23 protein-coding genes are annotated in these 25565 nt (G+C 64.1%); 12 read left to right on the top strand and 11 right to left on the bottom strand.

Annotated elements, in window-relative coordinates:
- Positions 1-119: 119 nt before the first annotated feature.
- The gene (locus MUH00_RS16965) at positions 120-359 is read right to left on the bottom strand and encodes a DUF5816 domain-containing protein (protein WP_247000614.1); all 240 of its coding nucleotides are present in this window, start codon (positions 357-359) and stop codon (positions 120-122) included.
- Between the two features lie 183 nt (positions 360-542).
- Here MUH00_RS16965 and MUH00_RS16960 point away from each other — a divergent pair, with 183 nt between their 5' ends.
- Positions 543-953, top strand: a complete 411-nt coding sequence (locus MUH00_RS16960) for a universal stress protein (protein WP_247000612.1) — start codon at positions 543-545, stop codon at positions 951-953.
- Between the two features lie 70 nt (positions 954-1023).
- On the opposite strand, the gene MUH00_RS16955 is transcribed toward MUH00_RS16960, so the two are convergent.
- On the bottom strand, positions 1024-1464 hold the full coding sequence (locus tag MUH00_RS16955; protein ID WP_247000610.1) for a universal stress protein: 441 nt from the start codon (positions 1462-1464) through the stop codon (positions 1024-1026).
- A gap of 76 nt (positions 1465-1540) precedes the next feature.
- The gene (locus tag MUH00_RS16950) at positions 1541-2590 is read right to left on the bottom strand and encodes a mechanosensitive ion channel family protein (RefSeq protein WP_247000608.1); all 1050 of its coding nucleotides are present in this window, start codon (positions 2588-2590) and stop codon (positions 1541-1543) included.
- Positions 2591-2721: 131 nt separating this feature from the next.
- Between MUH00_RS16950 and trmB the strand changes: the two genes are divergently transcribed.
- The 7 genes from trmB to MUH00_RS16915 all read left to right on the top strand — a co-directional run bounded on the left by trmB (position 2722) and on the right by MUH00_RS16915 (position 10410).
- A complete protein-coding gene (trmB, locus tag MUH00_RS16945; protein WP_247000606.1) occupies positions 2722-3786 on the top strand; it encodes an HTH-type sugar sensing transcriptional regulator TrmB in 1065 nt (354 codons plus the stop codon).
- Between the two features lie 346 nt (positions 3787-4132).
- Positions 4133-5602, top strand: coding sequence for an extracellular solute-binding protein (locus tag MUH00_RS16940; RefSeq protein WP_247000604.1), 1470 nt, complete (start codon positions 4133-4135; stop codon positions 5600-5602).
- Positions 5592-6623: a carbohydrate ABC transporter permease gene (locus MUH00_RS16935; protein ID WP_247000601.1), complete on the top strand. Its 1032-nt coding sequence runs from the start codon at positions 5592-5594 to the stop codon at positions 6621-6623. Before MUH00_RS16940 ends, MUH00_RS16935 begins: the two co-directional genes overlap by 11 nt.
- A gap of 113 nt (positions 6624-6736) precedes the next feature.
- Positions 6737-7711, top strand: a complete 975-nt coding sequence (locus MUH00_RS16930; protein WP_247003994.1) for a carbohydrate ABC transporter permease — start codon at positions 6737-6739, stop codon at positions 7709-7711.
- A gap of 14 nt (positions 7712-7725) precedes the next feature.
- On the top strand, positions 7726-8910 hold the full coding sequence (locus MUH00_RS16925; RefSeq protein WP_247000599.1) for an ABC transporter ATP-binding protein: 1185 nt from the start codon (positions 7726-7728) through the stop codon (positions 8908-8910).
- Positions 8911-9040: 130 nt separating this feature from the next.
- Positions 9041-10108 carry a Gfo/Idh/MocA family protein gene (locus MUH00_RS16920; protein WP_247000597.1) on the top strand — a complete coding sequence of 356 codons (1068 nt, stop codon included), beginning with the start codon at positions 9041-9043 and terminating at the stop codon, positions 10106-10108.
- 113 nt (positions 10109-10221) lie between these two features.
- Entirely contained in the window at positions 10222-10410 is a 189-nt protein-coding gene (locus MUH00_RS16915; protein ID WP_247000595.1) for a zinc ribbon domain-containing protein, read from the top strand.
- A gap of 90 nt (positions 10411-10500) precedes the next feature.
- Here MUH00_RS16915 and MUH00_RS16910 read toward each other — a convergent pair whose 3' ends face one another.
- Positions 10501-11376, bottom strand: coding sequence for a phosphatase PAP2 family protein (locus MUH00_RS16910; protein WP_247000593.1), 876 nt, complete (start codon positions 11374-11376; stop codon positions 10501-10503).
- A gap of 104 nt (positions 11377-11480) precedes the next feature.
- On the bottom strand, positions 11481-13223 hold the full coding sequence (locus MUH00_RS16905; protein WP_247000591.1) for an ABC transporter substrate-binding protein: 1743 nt from the start codon (positions 13221-13223) through the stop codon (positions 11481-11483).
- A 328-nt stretch (positions 13224-13551) separates the two neighbouring features.
- On the opposite strand from MUH00_RS16905, the gene MUH00_RS16900 reads away from it, so the two are divergent.
- On the top strand, positions 13552-14709 hold the full coding sequence (locus MUH00_RS16900; protein WP_247000589.1) for a tubulin/FtsZ family protein: 1158 nt from the start codon (positions 13552-13554) through the stop codon (positions 14707-14709).
- Positions 14710-15050: 341 nt separating this feature from the next.
- Complete coding sequence (locus MUH00_RS16895; RefSeq protein ID WP_247000587.1) at positions 15051-16055, top strand: TIGR04024 family LLM class F420-dependent oxidoreductase; 1005 nt, start codon at positions 15051-15053, stop codon at positions 16053-16055.
- A gap of 147 nt (positions 16056-16202) precedes the next feature.
- Here MUH00_RS16895 and MUH00_RS16890 read toward each other — a convergent pair whose 3' ends face one another.
- The 3 genes from MUH00_RS16890 to MUH00_RS16880 all read right to left on the bottom strand — a co-directional run bounded on the left by MUH00_RS16890 (position 16203) and on the right by MUH00_RS16880 (position 19654).
- Positions 16203-16901, bottom strand: a complete 699-nt coding sequence (locus MUH00_RS16890) for a 6-hydroxymethylpterin diphosphokinase MptE-like protein (RefSeq protein ID WP_247000585.1) — start codon at positions 16899-16901, stop codon at positions 16203-16205.
- Positions 16902-17152: 251 nt separating this feature from the next.
- Positions 17153-18346 carry a dihydropteroate synthase gene (gene folP, locus MUH00_RS16885; protein WP_247000583.1) on the bottom strand — a complete coding sequence of 398 codons (1194 nt, stop codon included), beginning with the start codon at positions 18344-18346 and terminating at the stop codon, positions 17153-17155.
- A 78-nt stretch (positions 18347-18424) separates the two neighbouring features.
- Positions 18425-19654, bottom strand: coding sequence for a Cdc6/Cdc18 family protein (locus tag MUH00_RS16880; protein WP_247000581.1), 1230 nt, complete (start codon positions 19652-19654; stop codon positions 18425-18427).
- Between the two features lie 1242 nt (positions 19655-20896).
- Here MUH00_RS16880 and MUH00_RS16875 point away from each other — a divergent pair.
- Both MUH00_RS16875 and MUH00_RS16870 read left to right on the top strand, forming a co-directional pair.
- Positions 20897-21661 carry an RNA methyltransferase gene (locus MUH00_RS16875; RefSeq protein ID WP_247000579.1) on the top strand — a complete coding sequence of 255 codons (765 nt, stop codon included), beginning with the start codon at positions 20897-20899 and terminating at the stop codon, positions 21659-21661.
- A 320-nt stretch (positions 21662-21981) separates the two neighbouring features.
- Entirely contained in the window at positions 21982-22122 is a 141-nt protein-coding gene (locus tag MUH00_RS16870; protein WP_247000577.1) for a hypothetical protein, read from the top strand.
- A 69-nt stretch (positions 22123-22191) separates the two neighbouring features.
- Here MUH00_RS16870 and MUH00_RS16865 read toward each other — a convergent pair whose 3' ends face one another.
- From MUH00_RS16865 to MUH00_RS16855, 3 genes are all read right to left on the bottom strand, one after another.
- On the bottom strand, positions 22192-22845 hold the full coding sequence (locus MUH00_RS16865) for an HTH domain-containing protein (protein WP_247000575.1): 654 nt from the start codon (positions 22843-22845) through the stop codon (positions 22192-22194).
- A gap of 162 nt (positions 22846-23007) precedes the next feature.
- Positions 23008-24882: a Glu-tRNA(Gln) amidotransferase subunit GatE gene (gene gatE / locus MUH00_RS16860; RefSeq protein ID WP_247000573.1), complete on the bottom strand. Its 1875-nt coding sequence runs from the start codon at positions 24880-24882 to the stop codon at positions 23008-23010.
- Positions 24883-25091: 209 nt separating this feature from the next.
- The gene (locus MUH00_RS16855; protein ID WP_247000572.1) at positions 25092-25307 is read right to left on the bottom strand and encodes a hypothetical protein; all 216 of its coding nucleotides are present in this window, start codon (positions 25305-25307) and stop codon (positions 25092-25094) included.
- Positions 25308-25565: the final 258 nt, after the last annotated feature.

Raw genomic sequence — 25565 nt, 5'->3', positions numbered from 1 at the left:
GGACGTACTTCGAGAGAGACTGGAAATAACTTCTGTTCGGCAACCAACACGACGCGCGGCGCTGACCGGTTGTAGCGGGTGGTGTCCGCTCGGACGTCGACTTGCGAACGCGGCGGTCCTCACTCGTGTGCGGCGTCCCACTCGGTCGGCTTGCGAAAGTTCCCACAGCGGTTGCACTTGATCCGCCCCATCGAGTCCATCGCGTTGTCGAAACTCTCGCAATTCGTACAGAACCAGCCGTATCGGCGATCGGCGTCGCGGGACTCGTAAGCGACGAGAAAGGGGCCTTCGGAGCCGCGATCGCCGTCGGTCGCTGCCACGTAGACGGTCGTTCCGTCTTCGGTCGTCCGTGTTTCCATGCGCGTGCCTACCGCGGCGGGTGGTAAAGGACTGTCTTTCCGGGGCGAATCTGCGAATCGGACGAACACCGTTCCGCCGCTGAGCCCGCCGTCCGGACGGGTTCGCCCTCGTGCGCGAGGGTCGCACATGCCGGCGCACCGTAACTGAAAAGTTTACCCGGCAGGGTCTCGTTCGATGCCGTGATGACGCTGGTCGTGGTCCCCGTTCGGTACCCCTTGACGAAGCACTCACGACGAACGCTCGAACGGGCAATCCAGGTCGCACGAGAGCGGGACGCAGCCCTGACTATCCTGCACGTCGACCTCTACCAGAACGGGCGAAAGGTGCGCCGAACGGACCTGAAAACCGCCGTCGAGGAGACGTTCGGACCGATCGAGAACGCCCGATACGTCGTTCGAACGGGCTTTCTGGTCGAAGAGAGCATCCTCGACGAAGTCGCCGCCGAGAAAGCCGACGTCGTCGTCATCGGCACCCAGCAGGCGAGTCGACTGCGACGGATCTTTCGGCGCTTCACCGACAACCCAGACATCGATCGGTACCTGCGGACCCACCTCGACTGCGACGTGATCACGGTCGAAAGCGCAGCGGCGTGATCAACGCGTCTCCGGCGGACCACCGTTTCGCGAGCGGCGGCCGACGATCGGGAGTGTCGGCCGCCGAAGGCTAGTTCTCCCCCACGCCGCGTACGACGAGCACCGGGATCGACGCATTGTCCACGACGCGCTCGGAAACGCTCCCGAGCGACGCCACTTTCTCCCGCGGGCTCTTTCCGCGCGTCCCGATGACGATCAGATCGATCCCCCGCTCGTCGGCGTACTCGAGGATGGTCTTCGGCGGCGTTCCGCGGCGAACCTCGCCGACCGTCTCGAGGCCGTCCGCGTCCGCGCGATCCCTGACGGCGGCGACCGCGTCGTCGCCCGCCGTCGCCAGCGATCGTTCGAGGTCCGGTCTGGACTCCTCGGCGGCCGCGGCGAGGATGCGGTTGTCGACGACGTACAGCGCGTGGACCGTCGCGTCGTGGGTCTCGGCGATCGGCAACGCGTGATCGAGCGTTCTGGAGACGGTCCGGCTGCCGTCCGTCGGTACGAGAATCGCGTCGTACATGCGGTTCGGATACGCGCCGGAGGCGTATGAAGATCGGCTCCGGTCGGTTCCGAATCGCCGGCTCGCCAGCCGACGATCACCGATCGGTCGACTCGGCGTCACCCTCCCTCGAATCGGGGGAGCCGTCGGCGCGGATCCCGTCGGTCCGTCGCTCCTCGACGGCCATCCGTGCGACGCCGCTCGTGCCGTCGAAGACGAGGTGCCGGTGCGGGTAGGCGAACTCGACGTCGCGATCGGCGAATCGCTCTCGGATCGCCGTCTGGACGGCCGATCGGGAGATGGGCTGCTTGTACGGCTGGTTGATCCAGAAGAACAGTTCGAGGAGGATGCCGCTGTCGGCGTATTTCTTGATAGTACAGATAGGAGCCGCGGCGTAGCGGGCGCTTCCGATCCGGATGTCCGGCCCGCCGGAGATGACCGCGTCGACCGATCGCGCGGCCCGTTCGGCCTGTCGTTTCGCGGTCTCGACGTCGCTTTCGTAGGTGACCTCGAACTCGACCGAGATTCGGGTTCGCTCGTCTTCGGCGGAGTAGTTGATGACGTCCCGCTGTTGAATCGCGGAGTTCGGGACGACGAGGAACGTGTTTTGGAGGGTGAAGATCTTGGTGTAGCGGATCGTGATGTCCTCGACGAAGCCGACGTGACCCTGATCGACGATCTCGATCATGTCGCCGATCTCGTACGGTCGGTCCGCGAGGACGAACAATCCGTTGATGAAACTGCCGACCAGCGGCGCGAGCACGATGGCAACGACGGCCGAAATGACGGTCACTGAAAGGAGGATCTCGAAGCCGCTGACGCCGAGAATCGCGAGAGCGAAGACGAACGAGAGCAACAGCACGGAAGCTCTGACCCCTCGAAGCACGGTTCGGGTGACGCTCGGCCGCTCGATCCGGCGGGCGACCGTCCGGCCGGCGATCCGGACGACGAGCTTCGAGAGGTACCAGCCGATAAGGAGGACGAGCACCGCGAGTGCGACGTCTATGACAGTCTCTGGAACGTACTCCTGGACGATATCCGGGATGAGCCAGGAGTCGGACACGCCCTCGGCAGCCTCACCGATCTCCGTCTGGTTCGTCTCGTTGCCCGTCTCGTTCGTCTCGTTTCCCTGTACGACTCCGCGCATGGAAACACACTCAGGCCGGCCGTGGATAAGCGTTCTGACCCGTCGAATTCGCCGTAGAATACGCAATTTCGGAAATCCGTATTACTCGGTGTATAATAAATCATTTATCCATCGGGAACGTGTCTCGGGCTATGGCACCAGACGAGCTTCGCTCGACCGTCGAACACGTCGGGGATCGATTCAGCCTCGGCGAATACGAGATCGACGCCTACCTCACCGTCCTGGAACAGGGACAGTTGACGGCGAGCGAGATCGCCGATCGCACTGATATTCCCCAACCTCGCGTCTACGACACCGTACGGAGCCTGAGCGATCGCGGCCTCGTCGAACTGCGAGAATCCCGCCCGATGAAGGTCGTCGCGATCGACCCCGCCGAAGCCTTCGACGAGGTCCAGAGCTCCCTGGAACAGATGATCGACGAACTCGAGGCCCGGTACACGGCGCCGGCCCGCGAGACGGAGGCCGTCTCCCTCGTCAAATCCCGATCGACGATCCTACGATATCTCGAAGAGGTCATCGAGGCCGCCGAGTACGAGCTCTCGCTGTCGCTGACGCCGGAACTCCTGACCCGGTTCCGAGACGAGCTCGGCAGCGCCATCGACGACGGCGTGAGCGTCGATCTCATCGTGACGCCGGGAGAGGAGGCGCCGGACCCGGGCGAGTTCGAGTACTTCGACGTCGCGACGACGGCCCGGGCCCGCCGCGGGATCACCACGCCCGTCGTCGCCGTCGCCGACGGGAACTACTCGGTGTATGCGACCCAGGACGCGCTCCGCGACGATCGAGACCGGTACGGCGTCATCTTCAACCGATCGGCGCTCGGCTTTCTGGTATCCGGCTTCTTCGGGACCGTCCTCTGGACGACCGCAGAGCGAACGCTCGCCGAAGACGGCAGCGCCCGCCCCTATCCCCGCAAGTACGCCTCGATCCGTCGGTGCGTAAAGGACGTCATCGACGGCGGCGGCGAGTTCTACGCGACCATCGAGGGACGCGACGTGACGGCCGGCGGCCCGCGTATCGTCAAGGGCCGCATCACCGACGTGTCCTTCGAAGTCACCGAGGAGGTCGCCGCGCTCACTCTGGAAACCAGCGACGGCGAGGTGGTCACGGTCGGCGGCCGCGTCGCCGCGCTCGAAGACGTCGAGGCCCACGAGATCCACATCGGCCGCCACGAACCGCCGACGATCGACGAGTAACGCCGATCGACGGACGATCCCTCGAACCGAACGCGGACCGTCTCTCGATCGGAATTCGAGGAGCGAGTATCGTCCGTATACCGGCCCGGGCGACGATCGGCCAACGACCGATTTCCGATCTCGGGTATCGTTCCGACGACTGCCCCTAACGGTGCGATTCCGCACGTTCGTCTCCCTTTCTCCGGTAGAACCGCGAGAGATCGAGGGTTCGACCGATCTTTGATCGGTTGCGTCTCGTGAACGAAGTAAGCATCCATTGTACACCCACGGCAGTACGACTGTTCGCGTTAGTTACATTCGTGCAAGCCGACCAATTAAGGGCGCGAGCAGCATTGAGTTACGTCGGATGGGACAAGATCATACAAATCCCGGCGCCCGTGCCGGGGTGTCCCGTCGGACGTTCGTAAAGGCCGCATCAGCATCGACGGTGGGCGGGACGATCGCTGTCGCCGGCTGCGTGGGGCAGGGGCGAGAGCCGAACACCGTTGTGATGACCGGTGCGACGGACTTCGAGGGGATTCTCCACACTGAAGGGGACAAACCATCGGTGCAACAGGCGCTGTGGGACGCCGGGCTCGACGAAAACATCACGGTCGAAGTACAGACTGTCGTCAGCGATTCAGTCCAGCGGATGCAGGAGGCCCAATCGACGCTGCAGGCGGGCCGATCACCGCCGGACATCCACATGATGGATACCGGATGGACGGTTCCGTTCATCCTGCGGGAACAAACGACGAACCTGTCCGACGAACTTCCGGACGTCGCCAACCGCGTCGAAAACCAGTATCTCGAGATGCTGGTACGGACGGCGCAACATCCGGAAACGGGCGACCTGCACGGGGTGCCGCTGTTCACGGACCTCGGGTTCACGCTCTATCGGCAGGATCTCATCAAGGACGCCGGTCACAACGCCGAAAATTGGGGCCAGGAACCGCCGTCGTGGGAGGAGTTCTCGACTGCCGTGAGCGACGCGAAGGCAAAGGCCGGCCTCGATTACGGATACACCACTCAGGCGGCCACCTACGAGGGACTGTCGTGTTGTACGTTCAACGAAACGATGACGAGCTGGGGTGGGGCGTACTTCGGCGGCGTCGACAACCTGTTCACCGCTGGCGATCGACCGATCACGGTCGACGAGAAGAACGCCGTGGACGCGGTTCGGATGATGCGGACGTTCGTTGACGAGAACGCCCCGAACGCGCTCGACGAGTACAACGGGATCTGCCCGACGTCGATCGTCCAGTGGACCGAACAGGAGTCGCTCGGTCCGTTCGCCGACGGGAACGCGGTTGCACACCGGAACTGGTCGTTCGCGATGGCCGAAACCGGCGGGGAAGACGCATTCGGCAAGGATCTCGGCGTTACGACGACGCCGATCGGGGTTCCGCAGGACGAAGCCGAGTATCCGGGTGTCGGCGGCACGGCGTCAGCACTCGGCGGCTGGAACCTCGTCGTGAGCCCGTACACCGAACGGAAGGAGGAGGCCTTCCAGGTGCTCGATGCGTTCGCGACCGAGGAGGTCATGCTCACGATCTTCGAACTGCAGGGGTTCCTGCCGCCGAAAATCGAACTCGTGACGGAGGCCAGCGAGGAGGACGTCGGCCCGCTCGCCCGGTACTCCAACCAGATCCAGCAGGCCAGCGAGAACGCGATCCCGCGACCGGTGACTGACGTCTGGCCGGAGCAGTCGGCGCTGATCTACCAGGAGGTCAACGCGGCCTACCGCGGCGCGAAATCGCCCGAGGCGGCGATGAGCGACCTGGCGAATCGGCTGGAACGAAGCGAAACGGAGGTGGCACAACAGAATGGCGGCTGATACGGACACCCTGATCGGCGGCGAAACCGAAACTGAACACGATCGGACGGGGAACGCGGTCGTCAACTGGATGGAGAACCTGAGCGAGGAGGCGTACGCGTATCTCCTCCTGCTTCCGGCGTTCGCCCTGTTGACGCTGATCGCGTTCTATCCGCTGATCAGCACGTTCATCATGTCGTTGCGCGCGGACCAGACCCGCGGACTCGATCCGCTCGGGGGCTTCGTCGGCGTCGAGAACTACGTCGACATCCTGACGGGGAACGCGCGACTCGCCAGGCAGTTCCTCGACGTCTCGCTGTCGGGGTCGTTCCCGTTCGTCGAACTCGGGGTCCCGTTCTTCCAGCAGGCGCTGTTCGTCACGCTGGCGTTCGCGATCATCAGCGTCTTCTTCGAGACGATCATCGGCTTCGGTCAGGCCTACGTCCTTGACCAGGACTTCCGCGGACGGCGCTGGGTTCGCGTCGCCATCATCCTCCCGTGGGCGGTGCCGATCGTGATCCAGGGGATGATCTTCTTCCTGATCTTCCAGCCGGAAGTCGGGTTCGGGACCAACATCATGCAGCAACTCGGCATCTTCAGCGCCGCGCCGCTGGCGAACAGCCGCGACGCGTTCATCATCATCCTCGTCGCCGACATCTGGAAGTCCTCGGCGTTCATGGCCCTGCTCATCCTCGCCGGCCTCCAGAGCGTCGATCGGAGCCTGTACGACGTCGCACGCGTCGCCGGGGCATCGCCGTGGCAGCGATTCAAGATGATCACGTTACCGCTCGTGTTGCCGGCGCTGCTGGTGGCGATGCTGTTCCGCACGATGGACGCGATGCGCGTGTTCGGACTGATCGAGTCGACCGCGGGCTGTACGACCGTGCCGTCGCTGACGTGTCTCGTCGTCGAGGCGATGTTCGGCGGCACCCGCATCTTCGCGACGGCCGCCGCCGTCGCGTTCGCGACCGCACTCGTGATCGGCCTGATAATCGGCGTGTACGTGTTGCTCTTCCGCGACACCGAAGGAGGGCCCTACTGATGACGCACGAAAACGATCCACCGAACGACCGGATGGCGAACGATCGCTCCTCCGAGCGCGACGCGAGCGAGGCCGCCGGGTCCGTGCCGGACCACTGGAAGCACGCGCGCCGGATGACCGACGGGGGACAGACGACCGGAACGGAGCGAAGCGGCGCCTTGATAGACGGAGACGACGCCGAGCTCGATCGCGGCCCGTTCCAGCAATGGGTCGCGGACTCCATCTCCAGCCCGGAGCGAGTGTACCGGGCGATGTTCTACGTCGCGGCGATCTTCTTCCTGTTCACGACGCTGTTCCCGTTCTACTGGCTGCTCATGGTCGCGCTGACGCCGGAAGGCCAACTCCAGGACATCCTCTTTACGCCCAACGGGTTCAATCCCGGCGCGTTCGTCGAAGTGTTCCAGGTCATCCCGTTCCACCGATACATGTTCAACAGCTTCGTGATCGCGCTGGGGTCGACGATCGTCGTCCTCGTCGTTGGCAGCCTCGCGGGGTACGCGTTCGGTCGACTGCGGTTTCGCGGACGGACGCCGCTCATGCTGCTCGTGTTGATCATCTCGTTCTTCCCACCAGCGGCGTTTTTCATTCCGCTGAACGACCTGTTCAACACCCAGTTCTTCTTCCTCGAACCGATCACCGGCGACGGCACCCTCTACAACACACCCTTCGCGATGGTGACGCCGCTGTCGGCGATCTTCATGCCGCTGGCGATCTTCATCCTCACCACCTTCTACTCGCAGATCCCCGACGGGCTCGAGGACGCGGCTCGCGTCGAAGGGACGACCCGACTCGGCGCGCTGTTCCGGGTCATCATCCCGCTGTCGGCGCCCGGCGTCGCGACCGCCGGCGTGTTGACGTTCATCGCCGTCTACAACGAGTTCTTCTTCTCGTTCCTGATGACCGACGGCCAGCCGCAGAACTGGGCGCCGATCCTCGAAGGCATCCTGGCCTACCAGGGTCAGTACGAAGTGCTCTACCACCTCATGGCCGCCGCGAGCATCATCGGGGTGATCCCCGTCGCGATCCTCGTCATCGTCGCACAGGAAAAGATCGTCAGCGGACTCACCGCGGGCGCGCTCAAAGAATAAAGGAGATCACAATCATGGCACGAGTCAAACTCGAGAACATCACGAAACGCTACGAAGACGTCAGCGCGGTCGACGACGTGAGCATGGAAATCGAAGACGGCGAGTTCGTCACCTTCGTCGGCCCGTCGGGCTGTGGCAAGTCGACGACGATGGAAACGGTCGCGGGGTTGACCCAGCCGACCGAGGGCCGAGTCTACATCGGCGATGACGACGTGACGAACCTCGCACCCAAAGACCGGGGCGTGGCGATGGTCTTCCAGAACATCGCACTGTTCCCGCATATGAACGTCTTCGACAACATCTCGTTCGGACTCCGGCTCCGGACGTACGAGGACGAGGAGATCAGACGCCGCGTCGAGCAGGCCGCCGACATCGTTCAACTGGAGGGCATGCTCGAACGGATGCCCGACGAGATGTCCGGCGGCCAGCGCCAGCGCGTCGCGATCGCCCGCGCGATCGTTCGCAATCCGGACGTCTTCCTGATGGACGAACCGCTGGCCAACCTCGACGCGAAGCTGCGCGTCCACATGCGGACGGAACTCCAGCGACTCCACCGCGAACTCGGGACGACGATCATCTACGTCACGCACGATCAGGCAGAGGCGATGACGATGTCCAACCGGATCGCCGTCCTGAACGAGGGGAGACTCCAGCAGATCGACCCGCCGCTTATCTGTTACAACGAACCCGCGAACCTGTTCGTCGCCGGCTTCATCGGCTCGCCATCGATGAACTTCGCTGAGGGCCAACTCGTCGAAGAGGGCCTCGAAACGAGAAACTTCACCGTCGATCTCGATCCGACCAATATCCCGGGAGTGACGGTCGGCGACGACGTCACCCTCGGGATCAGGCCCGAAGACGTCCACCTCTCGCAGTACGCGGACTCGCTCGAATCGTCGACGGAGCCGATTTACGCTCGGACCGACGTCCTGGAGCCGATGGGCAACGAGATATTCGTCTACCTGATGCTCTCCGAAGCCGCCGCCGGATCGATGGAAGAAGACCCCGCGACGTCGCCCGACCAGTTGCTGATGAGTGTCACGCCCGACACGGACATCGAGGCAAACCAGGATATCGACGTCGTGCTGGATCGATCGAAGATCCACATCTTCGATACGGCTACCGGCGAGGCGCTGATCCACGGCATCACCGATCTTCCCGAGGGAGAACCGGGAACCGCCCCGACGGAGGCGGATTGAGAGGACGGACGCGGTGGCGCCGATCGGCTTTTCGTTGGCAACGGAGCAAAGACGTTCGAGCACAAAGTTTTGTATAGCTGAATCAGGTGTACAGATCTGAAATGAGTTACCCCCGCCCGACAGACCTCCGATGACACTCGATCGATCCGACATCAGAGCCGGTATCGTTGGCCTCGGAAACATCGGCCAGTACCACGCCGAACGCCTCCTCGACCTCGACGTGTCGTTGGTCGGTGGGATGGACGTCGCCGCCGAAGCACGGACGCGATTCGCCCGCCGATACGACGTCGACGTCTACGAGGATCACACCGAATTGTACGACACCGTCGACGCAATCATCATCACGACGCCCAACAAGTTCCACGAAGAGTACGCCGTCGATGCGTTCGAGCGCGATCTCCACGTGCTCCTCGAGAAACCGCTCGCGCACTCGATCGAGAGCGCCAGGCGAATCGCCGACGCTGCGGGCGACAGCGACGGCGTCTGTATGGTGGGATTCAACAACCGCTTCGCCAACACGGTCCAAATCGTCAAAAATCGAATCGTCCAGGGCGAACTGGGTGCCGTCTCGCACATCGAGGCCAACTACGTCCGTCGTCGGGGGATCCCCGGCCGCGGATCGTGGTTCACGCGACAGCAGATCGCCGGCGGCGGTGCGCTCATCGATCTCGGCGTCCACGCGATCGATCTCGCTCTCTACCTGCTCGGCTATCCGCCGGTGGCGGAAGTAACCGGCGTCGCCCGCGGCGAATTCGGCTCTCGGAAGGAGTACGCTTACCTCGATATGTGGGGCAACGACGCGGGACCCGCCGGCTTCGACGTGGACGACTCCGCGAGCGCGTTCATCCGCTGTGCGGAAGACTGTACGATCTCGCTGGAGGTCGCGTGGGCGACCAACCGGCCGGCCAACCACGAGTTCGTCGTTCGGGGAACGGAGTCGGCCGCCCGGTTCGACCTGCTCGAGGGCGACCTGTCGGTCCACTCCGCGAGCACGATCGGTCCCGACCACCTCGAGGACACGTCCATCGAAACCCGGCAAAACGACACTCACACGGCCGAGCAGCGCGCGTTCTTCGACGCGATCGTCGAGGGAACGGAGCTCGAAGAGAGCATCAATCGTGCGCTACAGGTCCAGCGGATCATCGACGCGATCTACCGGTCAAGCGAGGCCGGACAGACGATCTCGATCGAGCGGTAGCGGTCCCGTAACCGTACCGTCGCACCCGCTCGACGGGTCGTCTATCGGTCAGCCGCCGTGAGAGTCGCGGTATGAACACCGTAACAAATTGTGATATGCTGGATCGGTGCGATATGACCGATCGACGTCGACTGAACGACCGGTCGTCGAACCGACTGCTACGGACCGCAATCGAGGGCGTGCTCAAGCGCAGGAACCGAACGATCGTCGACGAGTGCCGACACTGCGGGACGTCGGTTTCCTCGCCGGAGCATACGTGTCCGACCTGCGGCTCGGACGAGATCGTCCGGTACACGATCTAGTCGGGCCATCAAGGGGGCGACCGGCACGCGTTCGCCGGGCGGCGATCTGGCGAGGAGCCTCACGGGCACGCTCGAGGCGGCCGTCCCCCTTCAGCCGTCCGGTTCACCCCCGGTATCGCGAGCGGTCGGGACGAGTCGCCGGACGGCGGCTATGCCCCCTTCGACCGTGTAGTTTTGGCCGACGTAGACGCTGACGAGTGCGAGTGCGATTCCGGCGACGACGTCGGCGAACCAGTGGATCCCGAGGTACATCGTCGACACGGAGATGGCGATCGCGAGGAAGCCGGCGATCGGCGTCCAGGGCGGATAGCGATCGCGCGTCGTCCAGGCGAGAAAGAACACCGTCATCGAGAGCGAGGTGTGCAGCGACGGGAACACGTTCGTGTACTGATTCACCGTGTTCGTGAGAAAACTCGACGCAGGGAAGTTGTCGTAGAGTAATCCCTCGAACAACAGCGGATCGTAGTTTCGGGGGCCGAAAGAGACGAACAGCACGTAACACACCAGCCCGATGGCGTAGTTCGTCGCGTAGGCGAGCAGCAGATTAGAGAGGTCGTCCATCTCCGGCAAGGAGAAGTAGGCGACCAACGGAAAGAGGAGCAAGAACGCGTAGCCGTAAATGTAGATGAACACGAAAAACGTCGTCAGCGTCTCGGACTGCAGCGACTGGATGAGCGTCACCGGATGTTCACCGAAGAACAACGATTCGTCGAGTTCGAACAGGTACTGCGTGATGTTGTTCCCGAACACGCGGCGTTCGAGGCGCCGGAACACGTCCTGGGTCGACCACCGGAGGGCCAACACCACGATCAGCGCGCCGATCGGGAGCGCGCAGTCCCGGAGCCGCCAGCGAAATCCGCGTATTGCGACACCTAGTCGTCGAGGGCCGACGATCGCGAACGTCGCGGTGAGCAACATCGCGGCGACGACGAGTGACAGTTCGAGAACGACTCCGGCCAGCGTCATGGGATGCTGATTACACTACTCGGCGGGAGACATTAATAGCGACCGGTTGGGATCCGCCGCACGTCGATCGATCGCCACTCGGTCGGGAGTCGAGCGATCGACGCTCACTTGAGAAGCGCATCGTTCTCGTACCGGTAGCCTTCGGATTCGAACATCGTCCGCACCCGCGGGGCGGAAATCTCGCCGTCGGCGCCGGGGAAGTCGGTAACGCTCGGCTCGGTGGGCGACTCCCAGCGACTGTCGCGAACGCCGAGTAACTGGCTGTGAGAGGACGCCGGATCGCCGCGGCCGTCGAGAAACTGTTCGACGACGTACTCGCGGTCGATCAGTCGGGAGAGGATCCGTCTGAAGTGCGGGTTCGAGAGTTCGGGGTGGTGGATGTTGTACCCGATCATGTAGAACGCGTCGCTCGAGCCGACGATCGGCAGGACGTCCGACGAGCCGTGGATCTCGTCGGCTCGATCGGGCGGGATGGGCGACGCCGTGACGTCGAGTTCGCCGTCGACGAGTAACTCGACGAGCGGGCCGGGGCTCGGGGCGATCTGAAACCGGATTCCGTCGAACCGAGAGAAGCCGTCCATAGCCGCCGGCCGATCGCCCGTACCCGTTCTGAACGGGTGGTCGTCGAACGGTTCGAGGAGGATTTCGTGGTTGGTCGGTTGCTCCTCGAGCCGGAACAGTCCCGAACCGACGGGCTGTTTGTTGTCGTCCACGAGCGCTGCCGTCTGCCGTTCGGCGATGACCTCCGATCGGTCCGCCCAGACGTGTTCCGGGAGCAGCGGAATCGAAAAGACGCGCTTCGCGACGGGACGGGCGGTGGTGTCGAACGAGAACTGGACCGTTAGCCCGTCTACGACGGTCACCGACTCGACGAGCGTCTGGCGACTTCGGTACCGCGGTGCCGGAAGGCCGCCGTCGATCTTGCCCGAGGACGTGTCCTTCAGGAACCGGTACGTGAACGCCACGTCCTCCGCGTCGAGGTCGGTCCCGTCGTGCCACGAGAGCCCGTCGCGGAGTTCGACTCGCGCACCGAGCCAACTCTCCTCGTCCCACTCGATCGAGTCGGCCAGCCAGGGAACGTCGTCGCCGTTCCAGCGGCGCACGAGCGGATCGTACAACAGGTCCAGCAAGCCGTCGCTCCGCACTCGATCGACGACGATCGGGTTCAGCCGCTGTCCCAGTCCCTCGCCGAAGACGCCGACCTTGAGCGGGCGATCCTCCGGGCCGTGTTCCCGATTCGAGAGCACGTCGAGGTAATCGACCGTCCGACAGGGCGGCCGATCGACCTCGAGCGACGCTCGTGCGCCGCCGAACCGGTGGGGAAATGCGACGGTCGTGTAGGGGCTCGTATCCTCGAGATATTCGAACAGCTCCCGGAGCGCCGTGCCGCGGGACTCGCCGTCGGTCGTTTGCTGCGTTTCGAGGAGTTCGTCGGCCGTTACGTCGGAGAAGTGAAACGGGTTCTGCCAGCCGCGTTCGCTGACGAACTGCGAGTGGAGCAGCCCGCGGATAGCGTCCACCTCGTCGAACCCCATGTGTTTCAGCACGAACACGTCGTAATCGCCCTCGAGGAGCACGTCCCGATAAAGTTCCGCCTCCGAGACGGGTTCGTGCGTGACGTCGATCCCGGCGGCTAGAAAGTTCTCCCGGAGCTGACTCTGGATCGTCGAGGCGATGACGTCGTCGTCCGCGGGAACCGTCTTGATCGTGAGCGACACCTGCTCCGGGCCGGCGTTTTCCGCCTGCGACCAGAACCACTCCGAACAGCCGGCGAGGGCGCTGGCGCCGACGACACCTGCACCTGCGAGCACCTCGCGTCGCGGCCTCAACGACTCGCCCTCGTCCATGTGCCCGGGGTATGCCTCCATCGGGTATAGGACTTACTTTTGAGACGACATCTCGATATACCGGTCGTTCCACCCGGGCCCATCGATAATCATCCGTGAATATCATCGAACTAAAACAGTCTCGATTTCGGTACCGTCGTCGGCCGATAAACGTCAGGTTTTACCGAATGTCTTTCGCCAACGACAGTTTTTCATCCGCGTATACGAGGCCCATAACAATACCCGAGTTCGGTAACGGTCCTCATGTGGAATCCGTTCACGTCACGGCCGAACGGGCGAGTCCTCGCTGACTGCCGGTCGGCCGAGAGAACGGCCACGTGAGACAGTTATGAAACTCGCACTCATCGGCTTCGGTCAGGCAGGCGGGAAGGTCGTCGACGAGTTCCTGGCGTTCGACGAGCGGACGGACGGCGGCTTCGTCGAATCGGCGATCGCGGTCAACTCCGCGACGGTCGATCTCCGGGGGCTCGAGAACGTTCCGGAACGGAACCGCGTACTCATCGGACAGGCGCGCGTCAAGGGACACGGCGTCGGCGCCGACAACGAACTCGGTGCGCAGATCACCGAGGAGGACGTCGACGAGATCCAGGGCGCGATCGATCGAATCCCGGTCCACGAGATCGACGCGTTTCTCATCGCCGCCGGCATGGGCGGCGGGACGGGCTCGGGCGGCGCCCCCGTCCTCGCGAAACACCTCAAGCGAATTTACACCGTCCCCGTCTACGGCCTCGGAATCCTCCCCGGAACGGACGAAGGGGGGATCTACACGCTGAACGCGGCTCGATCGTTCCAGACGTTCGTCCGTGAGGTGGACAACCTGCTGGTCTTCGACAACGACGTCTGGCGGAGCACCGGCGAATCGGTCAAGAGCGGTTACGATCGGATCAACCGCGAGATCGTCGAACGGTTCGGGCTACTGTTCGCCGCCGGCGAGGTCGACGAGGGCGATCACGTCGCCGAGAGCGTCGTCGACTCCTCGGAGATCATCAACACGCTCTCCGGGGGCGTCTCGACGATCGGCTACGCCAGCGAGACCGTCGACACCGGCGGCGGTCTGCTCTCGTCGTTCATCGACGGCGACGACTTCGACGAGAGCCAGTCGGTCAACCGCATGACGAGTCTCGTCCGGAAGGCGACCCTCGGTCGTCTCACCCTCCCGTGTGACGTCTCGAGTGCCGACCGAGGCTTGGTCGTCGCCACCGGTCCTGCCGACCACCTCAATCGGAAAGGCGTCGAACGGGGCCGTCAGTGGCTCGAAGAGGAGACGGGAAGCATGGAGATCCGCGGCGGCGACTTCCCGAACCCCCCGACGGACGACGTCGGCGCGATCGTCCTCCTCTCGGGCGTCACGGCGGTTCCGCGAATCAAGCAACTCCAGCAGGTCGCGATCGAAGCGCAGGACAGAACCGAACAGATCCGCACGACCGCGCACCGAGACTTCGACTCGCTGATGGATACCAGCGGCGAACTCGACGCGCTCTTCTAGCCGCCGATCGAGAATCGTCGGATAACGGCCTCGTTCGCCCGATCTGTGTCTGCACACCTCGTCCTCGGAAACCGCGTCTCGCGATCCCCGTCCGCCCGATCTGCACTCGCAGATCTCCGTTTCCTGATCGCGGTATCGGGTGCGAACCGTCCGTCGACGGAGTCGGCGCCGACGGGCGCAATACTATCAGACAACTTTAATAGCGTTGGGTGAGTGTCTACGAGTGGAACTGTCTCGCACGATCGGCGCGTCCCGATCGGAACCCGTCGAGGACGTCAGCACCACCCGAACTCGTCGACCGTGCGAGACCGACCGCTGCCGTCGACGCGGCGTGATCGTCAATGACAGCCCGAAGCCTACACCTGCCGGTCGCTGCACAGCCGAGCGTCGATTCGCTCACCGCGCTCGCCCAACTCGGCGAAACGTGCGGTTACGAGTACGCCTGGCTCCCCGAAACGTGGGGTCGCGACGCCGTGACCGTCCTCACCGATATCGCCCGCGAGACCGACGAAATCGGCCTCGGGCCGAGCATCGTCAACGTCTACTCGCGATCGCCGGCGCTGCTCGCCCAGACCGCGACCACCCTCCAGGAGGTCGCCGACGGACGCCTGCGGATGGGCATCGCGCCCAGCGGTCCCGCCGTTATCGAGGGCTGGCACGGCGTCGACTTCGATCGGCCGCTCCGGCGGACCCGCGAGTACGTGGAGATCATGCGGACCGTCATGAGCGGCGAGACGGTGAACTACGACGGCGACATCTTCTCGCTGGCCGGCTTCCGCCTGCGCTGCGATCCGCCCGATGAGCCCGTTCCGATCGACGCTGCGGGCATGGGTCCGAAGTCGGTCGAACTCGCCGGTCGGTTCGCAGACGGCTGGCACGCCACCGTCTTCACGCCCGAGGGGCTCGAGGACCGACTCGACGACCTGCGCCGCGGGATGGAACTCGGCGATCGCGACCCCGATGATGTCCGGGTAACGCTCTCGCTGACCGGTTGCGCCCTGGAAGACGGCGATCGGGCCCGGGAACTCGCCCGACAGCACCTCGCCTTCTACGTCGGGGCGATGGGCACCTACTACCGCGAATCGCTCTCCCGGCAGGGCTACGAGGAAGAAGCCAACGAGATCGCCGCGAGGTGGGCCAGCGGCGACCGAGAGGCCGCGCTGGCCGCTATTTCGGACGACCTGCTCGACGATCTCGGCGCCGCCGGGGCCCCCGAACGCGCCCGCGAGGAACTGCGCGCGTTCGAGTCCGTCGACGGCGTCGACGACGTCGCGATCGGGTTTCCGCGCGGCGCGACGCGGGAAGAGATCGAGTCGACGATCGAAGCGTTCGCACCCGAGACCTGAGACCGAGCGTCCGCGCGATCCTCGGCCGTCGGGCACCGGCTCGGGAAGGTCGAGATCGAGCGGAGAGCACCCATACTGACGAGTCGTTCATCCGTGGTCGGGTGGACACCGATCGCCTGTCGCGTATTCTCGATCGATACCCGGATCTCACTCGATCGGCAGCGCGCTCGCGTCGATCCCGTCGCGGCACCCGTCCAGCAGGTCGAACCGATCGCCGCGGCGCGTCTCGAGCCAGTAGAGGAGCCGCTCCGCCCACCCCAGTTTTTGGGCTTTGACCGGGTCGACCGACGGATCGTCGAGGTCCCAGCCGACGAAGACGAGCCGATCGGCTCCGAGGTGATCCGCGAGGAACGCGGCCCGATCCCCGTCGGTGAACCCGCCGAAGTTCCGAACCGGCCCCGCGGGAGCGACCTGCGTCGTCGGCAAGACGTATGCGTCGTCGCAGTCGGGAACGACCGCCTGAACGGCCGGGACGTTGTCGCCGTGGGCGTGGACCGCGACCGGCGTCCCGCGATCGGTGAATCGCACCACCGTCTCCGGGTTCTTGTCGAGGTCCGTCACCAGACAGTCGACCCCGAGTCCGCGATCCTCGAGGACGTCCGCCGCCGTCGACGCTGCGACGACGACGTCCGCGCCGGCCGCGCGGTCGAGATCGCGCTCGGAGTCGAGCGACGGTCCCGCGCCCGCGATCGCGACGGTCGCGTCCTCGATCGCCGACAGCCGATCGAGGTCGAAGGGGCCGGTCACGGACGCGAGGACGTCCCGCGCGCGCTCGTCGCCCGTCCGGTCGTAGCCGAAGTCGCGACGGATCGCCTCGTACACGGGTTCCCACTCGTCGAACTCCATCGTCCAAGACACCGATGCGAAGCTACAAGAGTCCCGTCGGTTCCCGTGTGAGTTCGCGCGGCTCACCCGATCGGTACCGCCTCTCCGCGTCGGCATCCGTCCGCCGGTTCGATCGATGGCGCCGCCGCTGGGCAACGTAGTACCGCAATAATTCCGAGTTGTGGGCCGGGGGTCGCCTCCAAAGTACCCCTACCCGGGAGGCCGCCCGGCGTCCACTCTCTCATTTCGATGCCTTCGCCATAAGCTTTCTCTTACTGTAGTATTTCAGCGAGTATGACGCGTATCCGATCGAGACCGTCGTCTTCGCCGTCCAGACGCGTCGAGACGTCCGATAGCGTCGTCGTCGACCCCGACAGGACGACGCGATCGGCGTCCACGCGGCGCTCGTCGACCCCTGACTCGGTCGCGATCGACGCCAGACGGCGGCCGGCCACCGGGTCGAGTCCCTCGATCTCGAGCACGCGGGACCGCCAGTCGTCAGCCGTCGCCGGGTCGATCCCCCGCTCGGCGAGGTACCGCCGAAGTTCCCGATTCGATCGGACGTTCACGTCGGCGACGGAGAGCGAGTCGGTTCTGACGGACCGCCGGTCGGTAAACGCCTCGCCGATCAGCGCCGCGTCCCGCGTTTCGGCCACGTCGTGGGTTCGGATCACGTGCGCGCCGCGCTCGACGGCCATCGACGTGGCGGCCAGGCTGACCGGCAGTCGCTCCTCGGTTTCGCGGCCGGCGATCGCGCCGAGGAAGTTCTTCCGGTTGATCGAGACGAGCATCGGCTGGCCGAGCGCGCGGAACTCCCGTAATCGGCGGAAAGTCTCGCGGTCATCGGCGAGCGTCTGGGCCTCGCTCCAGCCGCCGAACGCCGGGTCGACGATCGTTTTGTCGGTGATGCCGTTCTGTTTCAACGCCTCGTACACCCGATCGACGTAGTCGGCCCGCACAGCCCACTCCTCGGACTTCCGTTCGGCCCAGGGCGTCTCCTCGACCGCACCGGGTCGTTCGAGATCCGGCGGACTGGCCATCTTCGTGACGGCGACGTCGTACTCCTCGCAGACGCGGGGCATCTCGGGATCGGCGAAGCCGCAGATATCGTTGACCATGTCGAATCCCCCGTCCAGAGCCGCTTCAGCGACCTCGGCGTAGCGCGTCTCGATCGAGAAGACCGCATCGCCGGAGACGCTCTCGATCGTCTCGAGCGCGACGTGGAGCCGGTCGAGTTCTTCCTCGGCCGAGAGCACGTCGAAGCGCTTGTTCGCGGATTCGAGCCCGACGTCGACGATGTCGGCGCCCTCGCCGATCAGTTCCTCGTCGACGTACTGCGCCGCCTCCCCGGGATCGTCGTAGACGCTCGGATCGTACGGGGACTCCTCGCTGACGTTCAACACGCCCATGATCCGGGGCGGGTACTCGTCGCCGATCCCCAGTCCGGCGGCGTCGACGCTGTTCATACTGGTGCTGGGAAAGGGAGACAAAAAGGCGCCGCGGTTCCGGCGAACCGTCGCGAGGGTTGCTTCCGGTCGATCGAATCAGCCGTCGTCTTCGAGCACCGCCAGCCGCGAGTCTCGCAGGAGCACTTTCTTGACGATCGACGGGTTCTCGAGCAGTCGGTGTTTCGCGTGAGCGCCGCGCCCGCGCCCGCGTCCCTCGCGCTCGGACTGAATCACGTTGAGGAAGTTCTGCTCCTGGAGGATCTCCTGGACGCGCCGCTCCGAGAGCACGTCAAAATCGAGCCGGCGGGCGATCTCCTTGTACTGGTTGTAGATGATCTTCGTCGGGAACTCCTTCTCGGAGCTGTTCTCCGTCAGCAGGGTCAGCGAGTACAGGATGGCCTTAGCCTGCTGCGGCGAGCCCTCGATCAACTCGTTGAATCGATCGGCCTCCGTCTTCTCCTTCGCGTCGCGGACGTGCTCCGCGGTGACGCGCGTCTCGTTTCGTTTCTTGGCGATCCGGCCGGCGTTCCGGAGAATGTCGATCGCCTTCCGTGCGTCACCGTGTTCCTGGGCGGCGAGGGCGGCCGTGAGCGGGATCACGTCCTCCGACAGCACCCCGTCGTGGAACGCGTCGCGGCGTTTTTCGAGGATCTCGACGAGCTGGTTCGCGTCGTAGGGGGAGAAGACGAGTTCATCCCGCGAGAGGCTGGACTTGACCCGTTCGGAGAGGTGATCCGGAAAGTCGATCTTGTTCGAGATGCCGATGATTCCGATGCTCGAGTTCGAGATCCGGCGGTTCTCGCCCGCCCGGGAGAGCTTTCGGAGCACCTCGTCGTCCTCGAGCATGTCGATCTCGTCCAGGATGACGATGGTCACGTCGGTGCAGTTGTCGACGGCCTCCCAGAGCCGTTTGTAGTAGTCGCCGGTACCCAGCCCCCGATCGGGGACGGTGATCCCGCTCCTGTCGGGTTCGTTGACGAGCTGGGCGATCGTCTTGACGATCGACGCCTCGGTGTTCTGTTCGCCGCAGTCGATGAACGCGTACTTCACCCGGATGTCGTCGCGCTCGGCCTCGGAGATCACGCGCTTGGTGACCGACCGCGAGATGAGCGACTTTCCGGTGCCGGTTTTCCCGAAGATGAACAGGTGGTTGGGCTCGCTCCCGAAGATAGCCGGGTTCAGGGCGTCCGCTACCCGCTGCATCTGCTCGTCGCGTCCGACGATCCGGTCCGGGCCGGGGAGGTGCGTGATCTCGAGCAACCGCTCGTCGGCAAACACCGGATCGTCGTACCGAAAGAGTGGATCACGATCGTCGTTCACGGACATTGCAGTACCCCGTCCCTTCCAACTCGATTGAAATAAAGCTATGGAGATCGATCGCGGGTGTAAATACGGTATTCGAGCGCCGTAACAGCCCCTGAGGACCCGTATTGGTAAGTATTCGAACGACCCGCCGGCATCGCGTTTCTAACTGACGGATCTCCGGAACCATCCGCTCGAGGAGCGGGGGACGGACACCCCCCTCGCGGATGTAACGGAACCGATACGCATTTCAGTGTGGAGTCACGGGTCCGGGTTCGATACCGACGAGAGAAGACGCGACGAACGATGCCGCCGTCGATCCGAAAACCACTATACAGCCGCCGAAACGGCCGAGAGAACCAGTTGAACAGGATCGGCAACGCCGATCCGCACGATTCGAAACGAGAGCACATCGGTCCGCGCGGATCGAATGTGGATCATGCCATCGATCGTCCGCCGCGTTATGACGACGGGCCAACCGCCGCGAGTACGGCGCACACACCTCCGTCGCGGATGTAACGGAAAAGAGGCGGGGTGGTGTTCGACCGATCGGCGAAATTCGGGCTCGAACGGCCGTCGATCGCGGAATTTTACATCCGCGGCGGAGGTGTGTATCCGTCCAGTACTTCCGCACACAATTGGTCTTACAAACGCGACGGGGGTGTGCCCCCGTCTCACTACTCACTCGACGTTCACATCAGACGTGAGTCAGACGGGTTACCGCATATAACGGCCCATTTCGGCGCAGAACGCGGTTCGATCGGTATCTAGCGATCACTACCTGTTTTTCACCCTATCTGTTCTCAGACCTATCAATCAGCACCGAACCCGTTCGACGATCCGCCTGTTCGGGACCATTTGTTTAGCATGGCTACCGGAAAAGACGAGGGAAACCCCGATCTATCGAGTCCACCTCCCTAGACTAGTAGTGCTAGTCTAGTCACACTACTAGTGTAGGAGTAGTGTAGGAGACTGGTGTACGAGAGAAGAGTAGTGTAACACGACACCGAAGGGACGAGAAGATCTACGCAGCCCTCCACCCCGTTCGTCGATCGGAAAGCGTTTTCATGATCGGATACGCACGATCGCTCTCCGAACTGGCCCTCGATCGCTCCTCGAATTGACTTCCCAATCACGCATCTCGGCTCGGGGCGAACACGTCACTTTTGCCCTCCGGGTCGAACTCCAGTATATGAGCAGTCCGAGCGGGATCGACGAACGGACACCAGAAGGCCGAACGAACCGGACGAAGGTCCCTCAACGATCATGAGCAGCGAATCCGTCGACTCGAACGGTCCCGATCGCACGCCGCCGGCAGTCGCCGTCGTCGACGCGCAGACGCCGGGAAACGTGGGAACGATCGCGAGGGCGATGAAGAACTTCGGATTCGAGGAGCTCCTGCTCGTGGACCCGCCGGAACTGGACCCCGACGGTGAGGCGTACGGCTTCGCGGGTCACGCGCGCGAGGACGTCCTTCCGAACGCGACGGAACTGACGTTCGATCGACTCGCCGAGGAGTACCACACGATCGGTTGTACGGCGGTAACGAACGAAGACGATCGCAATCACGTCCGGTTTCCGTACTCCACGCCCGCCGATCTCGCGGTGCGGTTACCGACGGTCGAGGCGCCGACGGCGCTCGTCTTCGGACGCGAACGCGTCGGGTTGACCAACGAGGAACTCGCCCGCATCGACGAGATCTGTTCGATTCCGGCCGCCGCCGAGTACCCCGTCCTCAACCTCGGTCAGGCGGCGACGGTGACGCTGTACGAACTGCGATCGCTCGCGCTGGACGCCGACGATACCCAGCTTCCGGACCTGGAGCGGGTCCGGGCGCCCGAACCGGCGATCGATCGGCTCTATGACCAGTGGGGTGCGCTGCTCGCGGAACTCAACCATCCAGCGGAAAAACGCGAGAAGACGATGCGGATGCTCCGGCGGGTCTTCGGTCGCGCTGACCTCACCGAACGCGAAGTGAACACGCTGCTCGGAATCTTGCGGCGAGCGACGGAGCGGCCGGACAAGCGGTAAGCCGCCCGGTGACGACGTTTCGGATCAGCTGTACCAGTACGTTTCGGACTGACCGATGGCAGTAACTTCTGTACCGGTGACGACGGGGTCTCAGCTGCCCGATGGCAGCGACTCGAACTGATTTCGCCTATCACAGTACTAGCCGGGTAGTGGCCACGTCTACTCGATGACCGACGTAGACCGACGGATTGCCCTCCACCTCCTGGGGGCTGGCGCGGGACTAGCGCTGCTCGCGGGCTGTTCGTCGTCAAGCGACGAACCGAACGACAATTCTGACGACGGTGACGCCGAATCCGGAGCGTTCGACGAATTCGGCGGTCGTGGCACACGAGAACGCCGATCGGATCGACGACGATCGGCTGGAATCGAACCTGGGGACGGACGCCGATGCGATCGCGTTCGATCGGCGGGGAGCGGCGGTGCTGGTCGAAGCCGAGTACGAGGGTACCGTCGACAACTGAGTCCGGTCGACCGATTCTTCGCGAGCCGTCGCTTCGGAGCGGGTACCTCCGACCGGCTCTCCGGAGCCGCTACCGCGGTCCGGCGCGTTCGCCCTCGACGGGTAGTCGCCGGCGCACCTCGTCCCGTTTCGATCCCTGTGGGTGCGGCGCGTACGTTCCCGCCTCGGTGAGCGTTCCGACCCATCCGCAGTCGCCGCAGGCGAACAGGCCCTGTCCGTCGACCAGCGAGCCGCCACAATCCGGACAGCCGTCCGAATCCGTCGCTTCGATCGGCCGCTCCGGCGCGAGCGGCCGGGGGAGTTCCCCCGTCCGAAGCTTCGCGATCGCGTCGTCGGTCGTGTAGGTCTCCTCGCCCAACGAGTGGGGAAACACGCCGACCAGCTCGTCGTCTGCGTACAGTTCCAGACACAGCAGCGGCGTCACGAGCAGTTCGGTCGTCTCCCCGGTAACCTGCGAGGTGGTCGTCCGCTTCCGGAACGGCGGTTCGATGCGCACGCCCCGCCGATCGGCCCACTCGGCGAACCGCTCGTAGGTTTCGAGCACCTCCTGGTGCGGGGTTCCATCGAGCGCAACCTCCTTGGGCCAACTGCGAAGCAGGAGATCGTCGACCGCCCCCTCCATCTCGCACGCTCGAAGCGTTTCGACCTGGCTGTCGATCGGTTCGAAGAGCAAGGGCGCGCGCACGTGGCAGACCACGGTCACGTCGGACGATTGCGGGCTCATTGGGGGATCACCATCTGGGTAGGTGAGCGAGCAACGTTTCCACTGATAAATGTTTTCGACAAGACGTGTCACACCCCTCGCGGTCCGCCGACGAACCGAAGCTTCGGTTCGCGTTCTCGCTGCCACCGAAATCGTCGATCGCGTCCGGAAAATCGACCGCCGTCAGGCGCGCTTCTGAATCTCTTCGCGAAGGAGTCGACTCACGAGGTCGCCGTCCGCTTTCCCGCGGAGAGCACCCATGCACTCGCCCATGAGCCCCGAGAACGCCTGCATCCCCTCTTCTTCGACCTGCGCCTCGTTCCGTTCGACGACTTCGACGACCGTCTCGCGCACCTCGTCCTCGCCGGCGGATCCGAGGCCCGCGTCCTCCGCGGCCGCTTCCGCCGATCGATCGGGATCGGTCGCCAGCGCGGTCAACAGGTCCGGAATCCCCTCTCTGGCGAGATCGCCGCCCTCGGCCATGGCGAAGACGTCCACGAGGCGGTCGTCGGTCAGGTTTTCGACGGGGACGTCGTCCCGGCTGAGTTCGGTCAGCGTGGATTCGAGCGTAGTCGCGGCCAGCGTGGGATCGACGCCGTCGGCGACGAGGCGCTCGAACAGCGGCATCCGCTTGCCGTAGGCGACCTGCTCCGCGAGTCCCGCGTCGAGATCGTACTCGTCCTGATAGCGCTCGACCTTCTCGGTCAGGAGTTCGGGTTCGGGGACGTCGCTCGGGTCCGGTTCGACCGGCGGCACGTCCGTCTCGGGGTACATCCGCGCTGCGCCGGGCAGCGGCCGGAGGTAGCGGGTCGTCCCGTCGTCGTTCGCGCCGCGGGTCTCCTCGGGGACGCCTTCGATCGCGGTCGTCGCCCGGTCGGCGACGGCTTCGATCGCCGTTTCCGCCGTGGTCGCGTCGTCGGCGACGATCGCAACCGCGTCCTCGGGACCGGCCCCCACTGCATCCCGAAGGCCCGCCACCTCGTCTTCCGTTACGCCGTAGGCCGGGAGTTCGTCCGTGTGGAAGATGCCGCCCGCGCCGTGGCGCTTCGCGTGATCGGAGAACTCGGTGCCGAGGCGGCGATCGGGGGCGATCTCCCGGCCGACGAGGCCGTCGAAGCCGTAGAGCGGGACGGCCACCACCGCTCCGCCGGAATCGAGCGCACCCCGGATAACGCCACTGTCCGTCTCGTCGAACACCGCGGTCACGTCCCGCGTCTCGCCGATCGACGCGTCGCGATCGGCCAACTCCTCGGCGATGTCGACCAGTTCGACCTGACGGGCGACCTCGTTGCGGACGATGTCGTCGATGTCGTCGAGGCTCTGGACGCCCTTGATCTCGACGCGGGCACCGTCGGCGATCGAGACGTTGACGTCCTGTCGGATCGTCCCGAGGCCGCGCTTGACCTTGCCCGTCGAGCGCAGCAGCATGCCGATCCGTTCGGCGGCTTCGAGGGCCTGTTCGGGCGTGGAGATGTCCGGACTCGTTCCGATCTCGACCAGCGGAATCCCGAGGCGATCGAGGCTGTACCGGACGCCGTCCTCGGTCTCGGCGACGCGCTGCGCGCTCTCCTCTTCCAGCATGAGGTCCTCGATGCCCACCGCACCGTCGCTCGTCTCGATCTCGCCGCCGGTGGCGATCAGCGTCGATCGCTGGAAGCCCGAGGTGTTCGACCCGTCGACGACGATCTTCCGCATGACGTGCGCCTGGTCGACGGGGGACATGTTCATCAACTGGGCGATCTCGAGGGCCGTCTCGAGGGCGTCGTCGTCCAGTCGATGCGGCGGCTCGTCGTCCTCCTCGACGAGGCAGGTGGTATCGTACGCGAGGTACTCGAACTCCCGATCGACCTTGCTCTCCTCGAGGGCGGCTTGATCGATCTCGCCGAGCTCGCTTCGGGTCGGGTGGAGGTAGCGCGCGAACCGGCGCGTCGACGCCTCGGGCTCTCGCAGTTCGGTCGGACAGTTACAGAACAGCTTCGTCACCGTGTCCAGTTGCTGGTGGATCTCCAGCCCGGCGACGAGTCCGAGCTCGTCGTAGTCGTACTCGGTGGCACTCATTGCCGGCCACTCGGTGGCCGAGGGGTAAAAAACCGTTCAGTTCCGCCCGTCCGCGGCGTCCCTTGCGATCGACGGTCCGCCGACGCGCATCGAGAAATCTTCAGTCTAGTCTTCGAAATTTAGCGCTGTTGATGCCCAAGTTATCGATGTTACCAACGGAAATATAGCACGTGGATAGCTGTGGAACCTCTCAGAATCCAGCTCAGTGATTACTTGTTCTCCTTGTTTTCTGGTCGTCGAACAGCCTGTGTCACGACGGTACTGCTCATTCCGGCAGCAACGATGAGGATAAAAAATACAAGTGCGAAGTGTTCTGATCCGTTCGATACAATCGAAACGGCGATAATCAGCACTGCCCAGATGATAGCGTTCTGGACCTGTGGGTCAGATAACACTCCCTTCCACACGGATTGGTTCTGGTTCATCGTACCGAAATGGCATCCATAGATAAAAAGGGTTTCCGCGGGACTATATCAATTACTGCCCCAGTCCGCGATCTGTTGAGTTCTCCCCTTCGGGATTCCATGCCGGATCATAAGAGAATCGACTGCTACGCCGAACGCGATCCCGCGAGAGTCGTCTCTCTGCAATCCAGAACACCAGCGAATTGACCCCAAGTTCACGTGTTGAATACACGCTCTCTACGTATCGATGGAGGAAGCATTGAACTGGTATTGTTCGAG

This window comes from Halosolutus gelatinilyticus (assembly GCF_023028105.1).
In the GTDB taxonomy this organism is placed as follows: Archaea; Halobacteriota; Halobacteria; order Halobacteriales; family Natrialbaceae; genus Halosolutus; species Halosolutus gelatinilyticus.
Note: the sequence above shows the minus strand (reverse complement) of the source record. Positions and strands in the feature narration are given on the sequence as shown.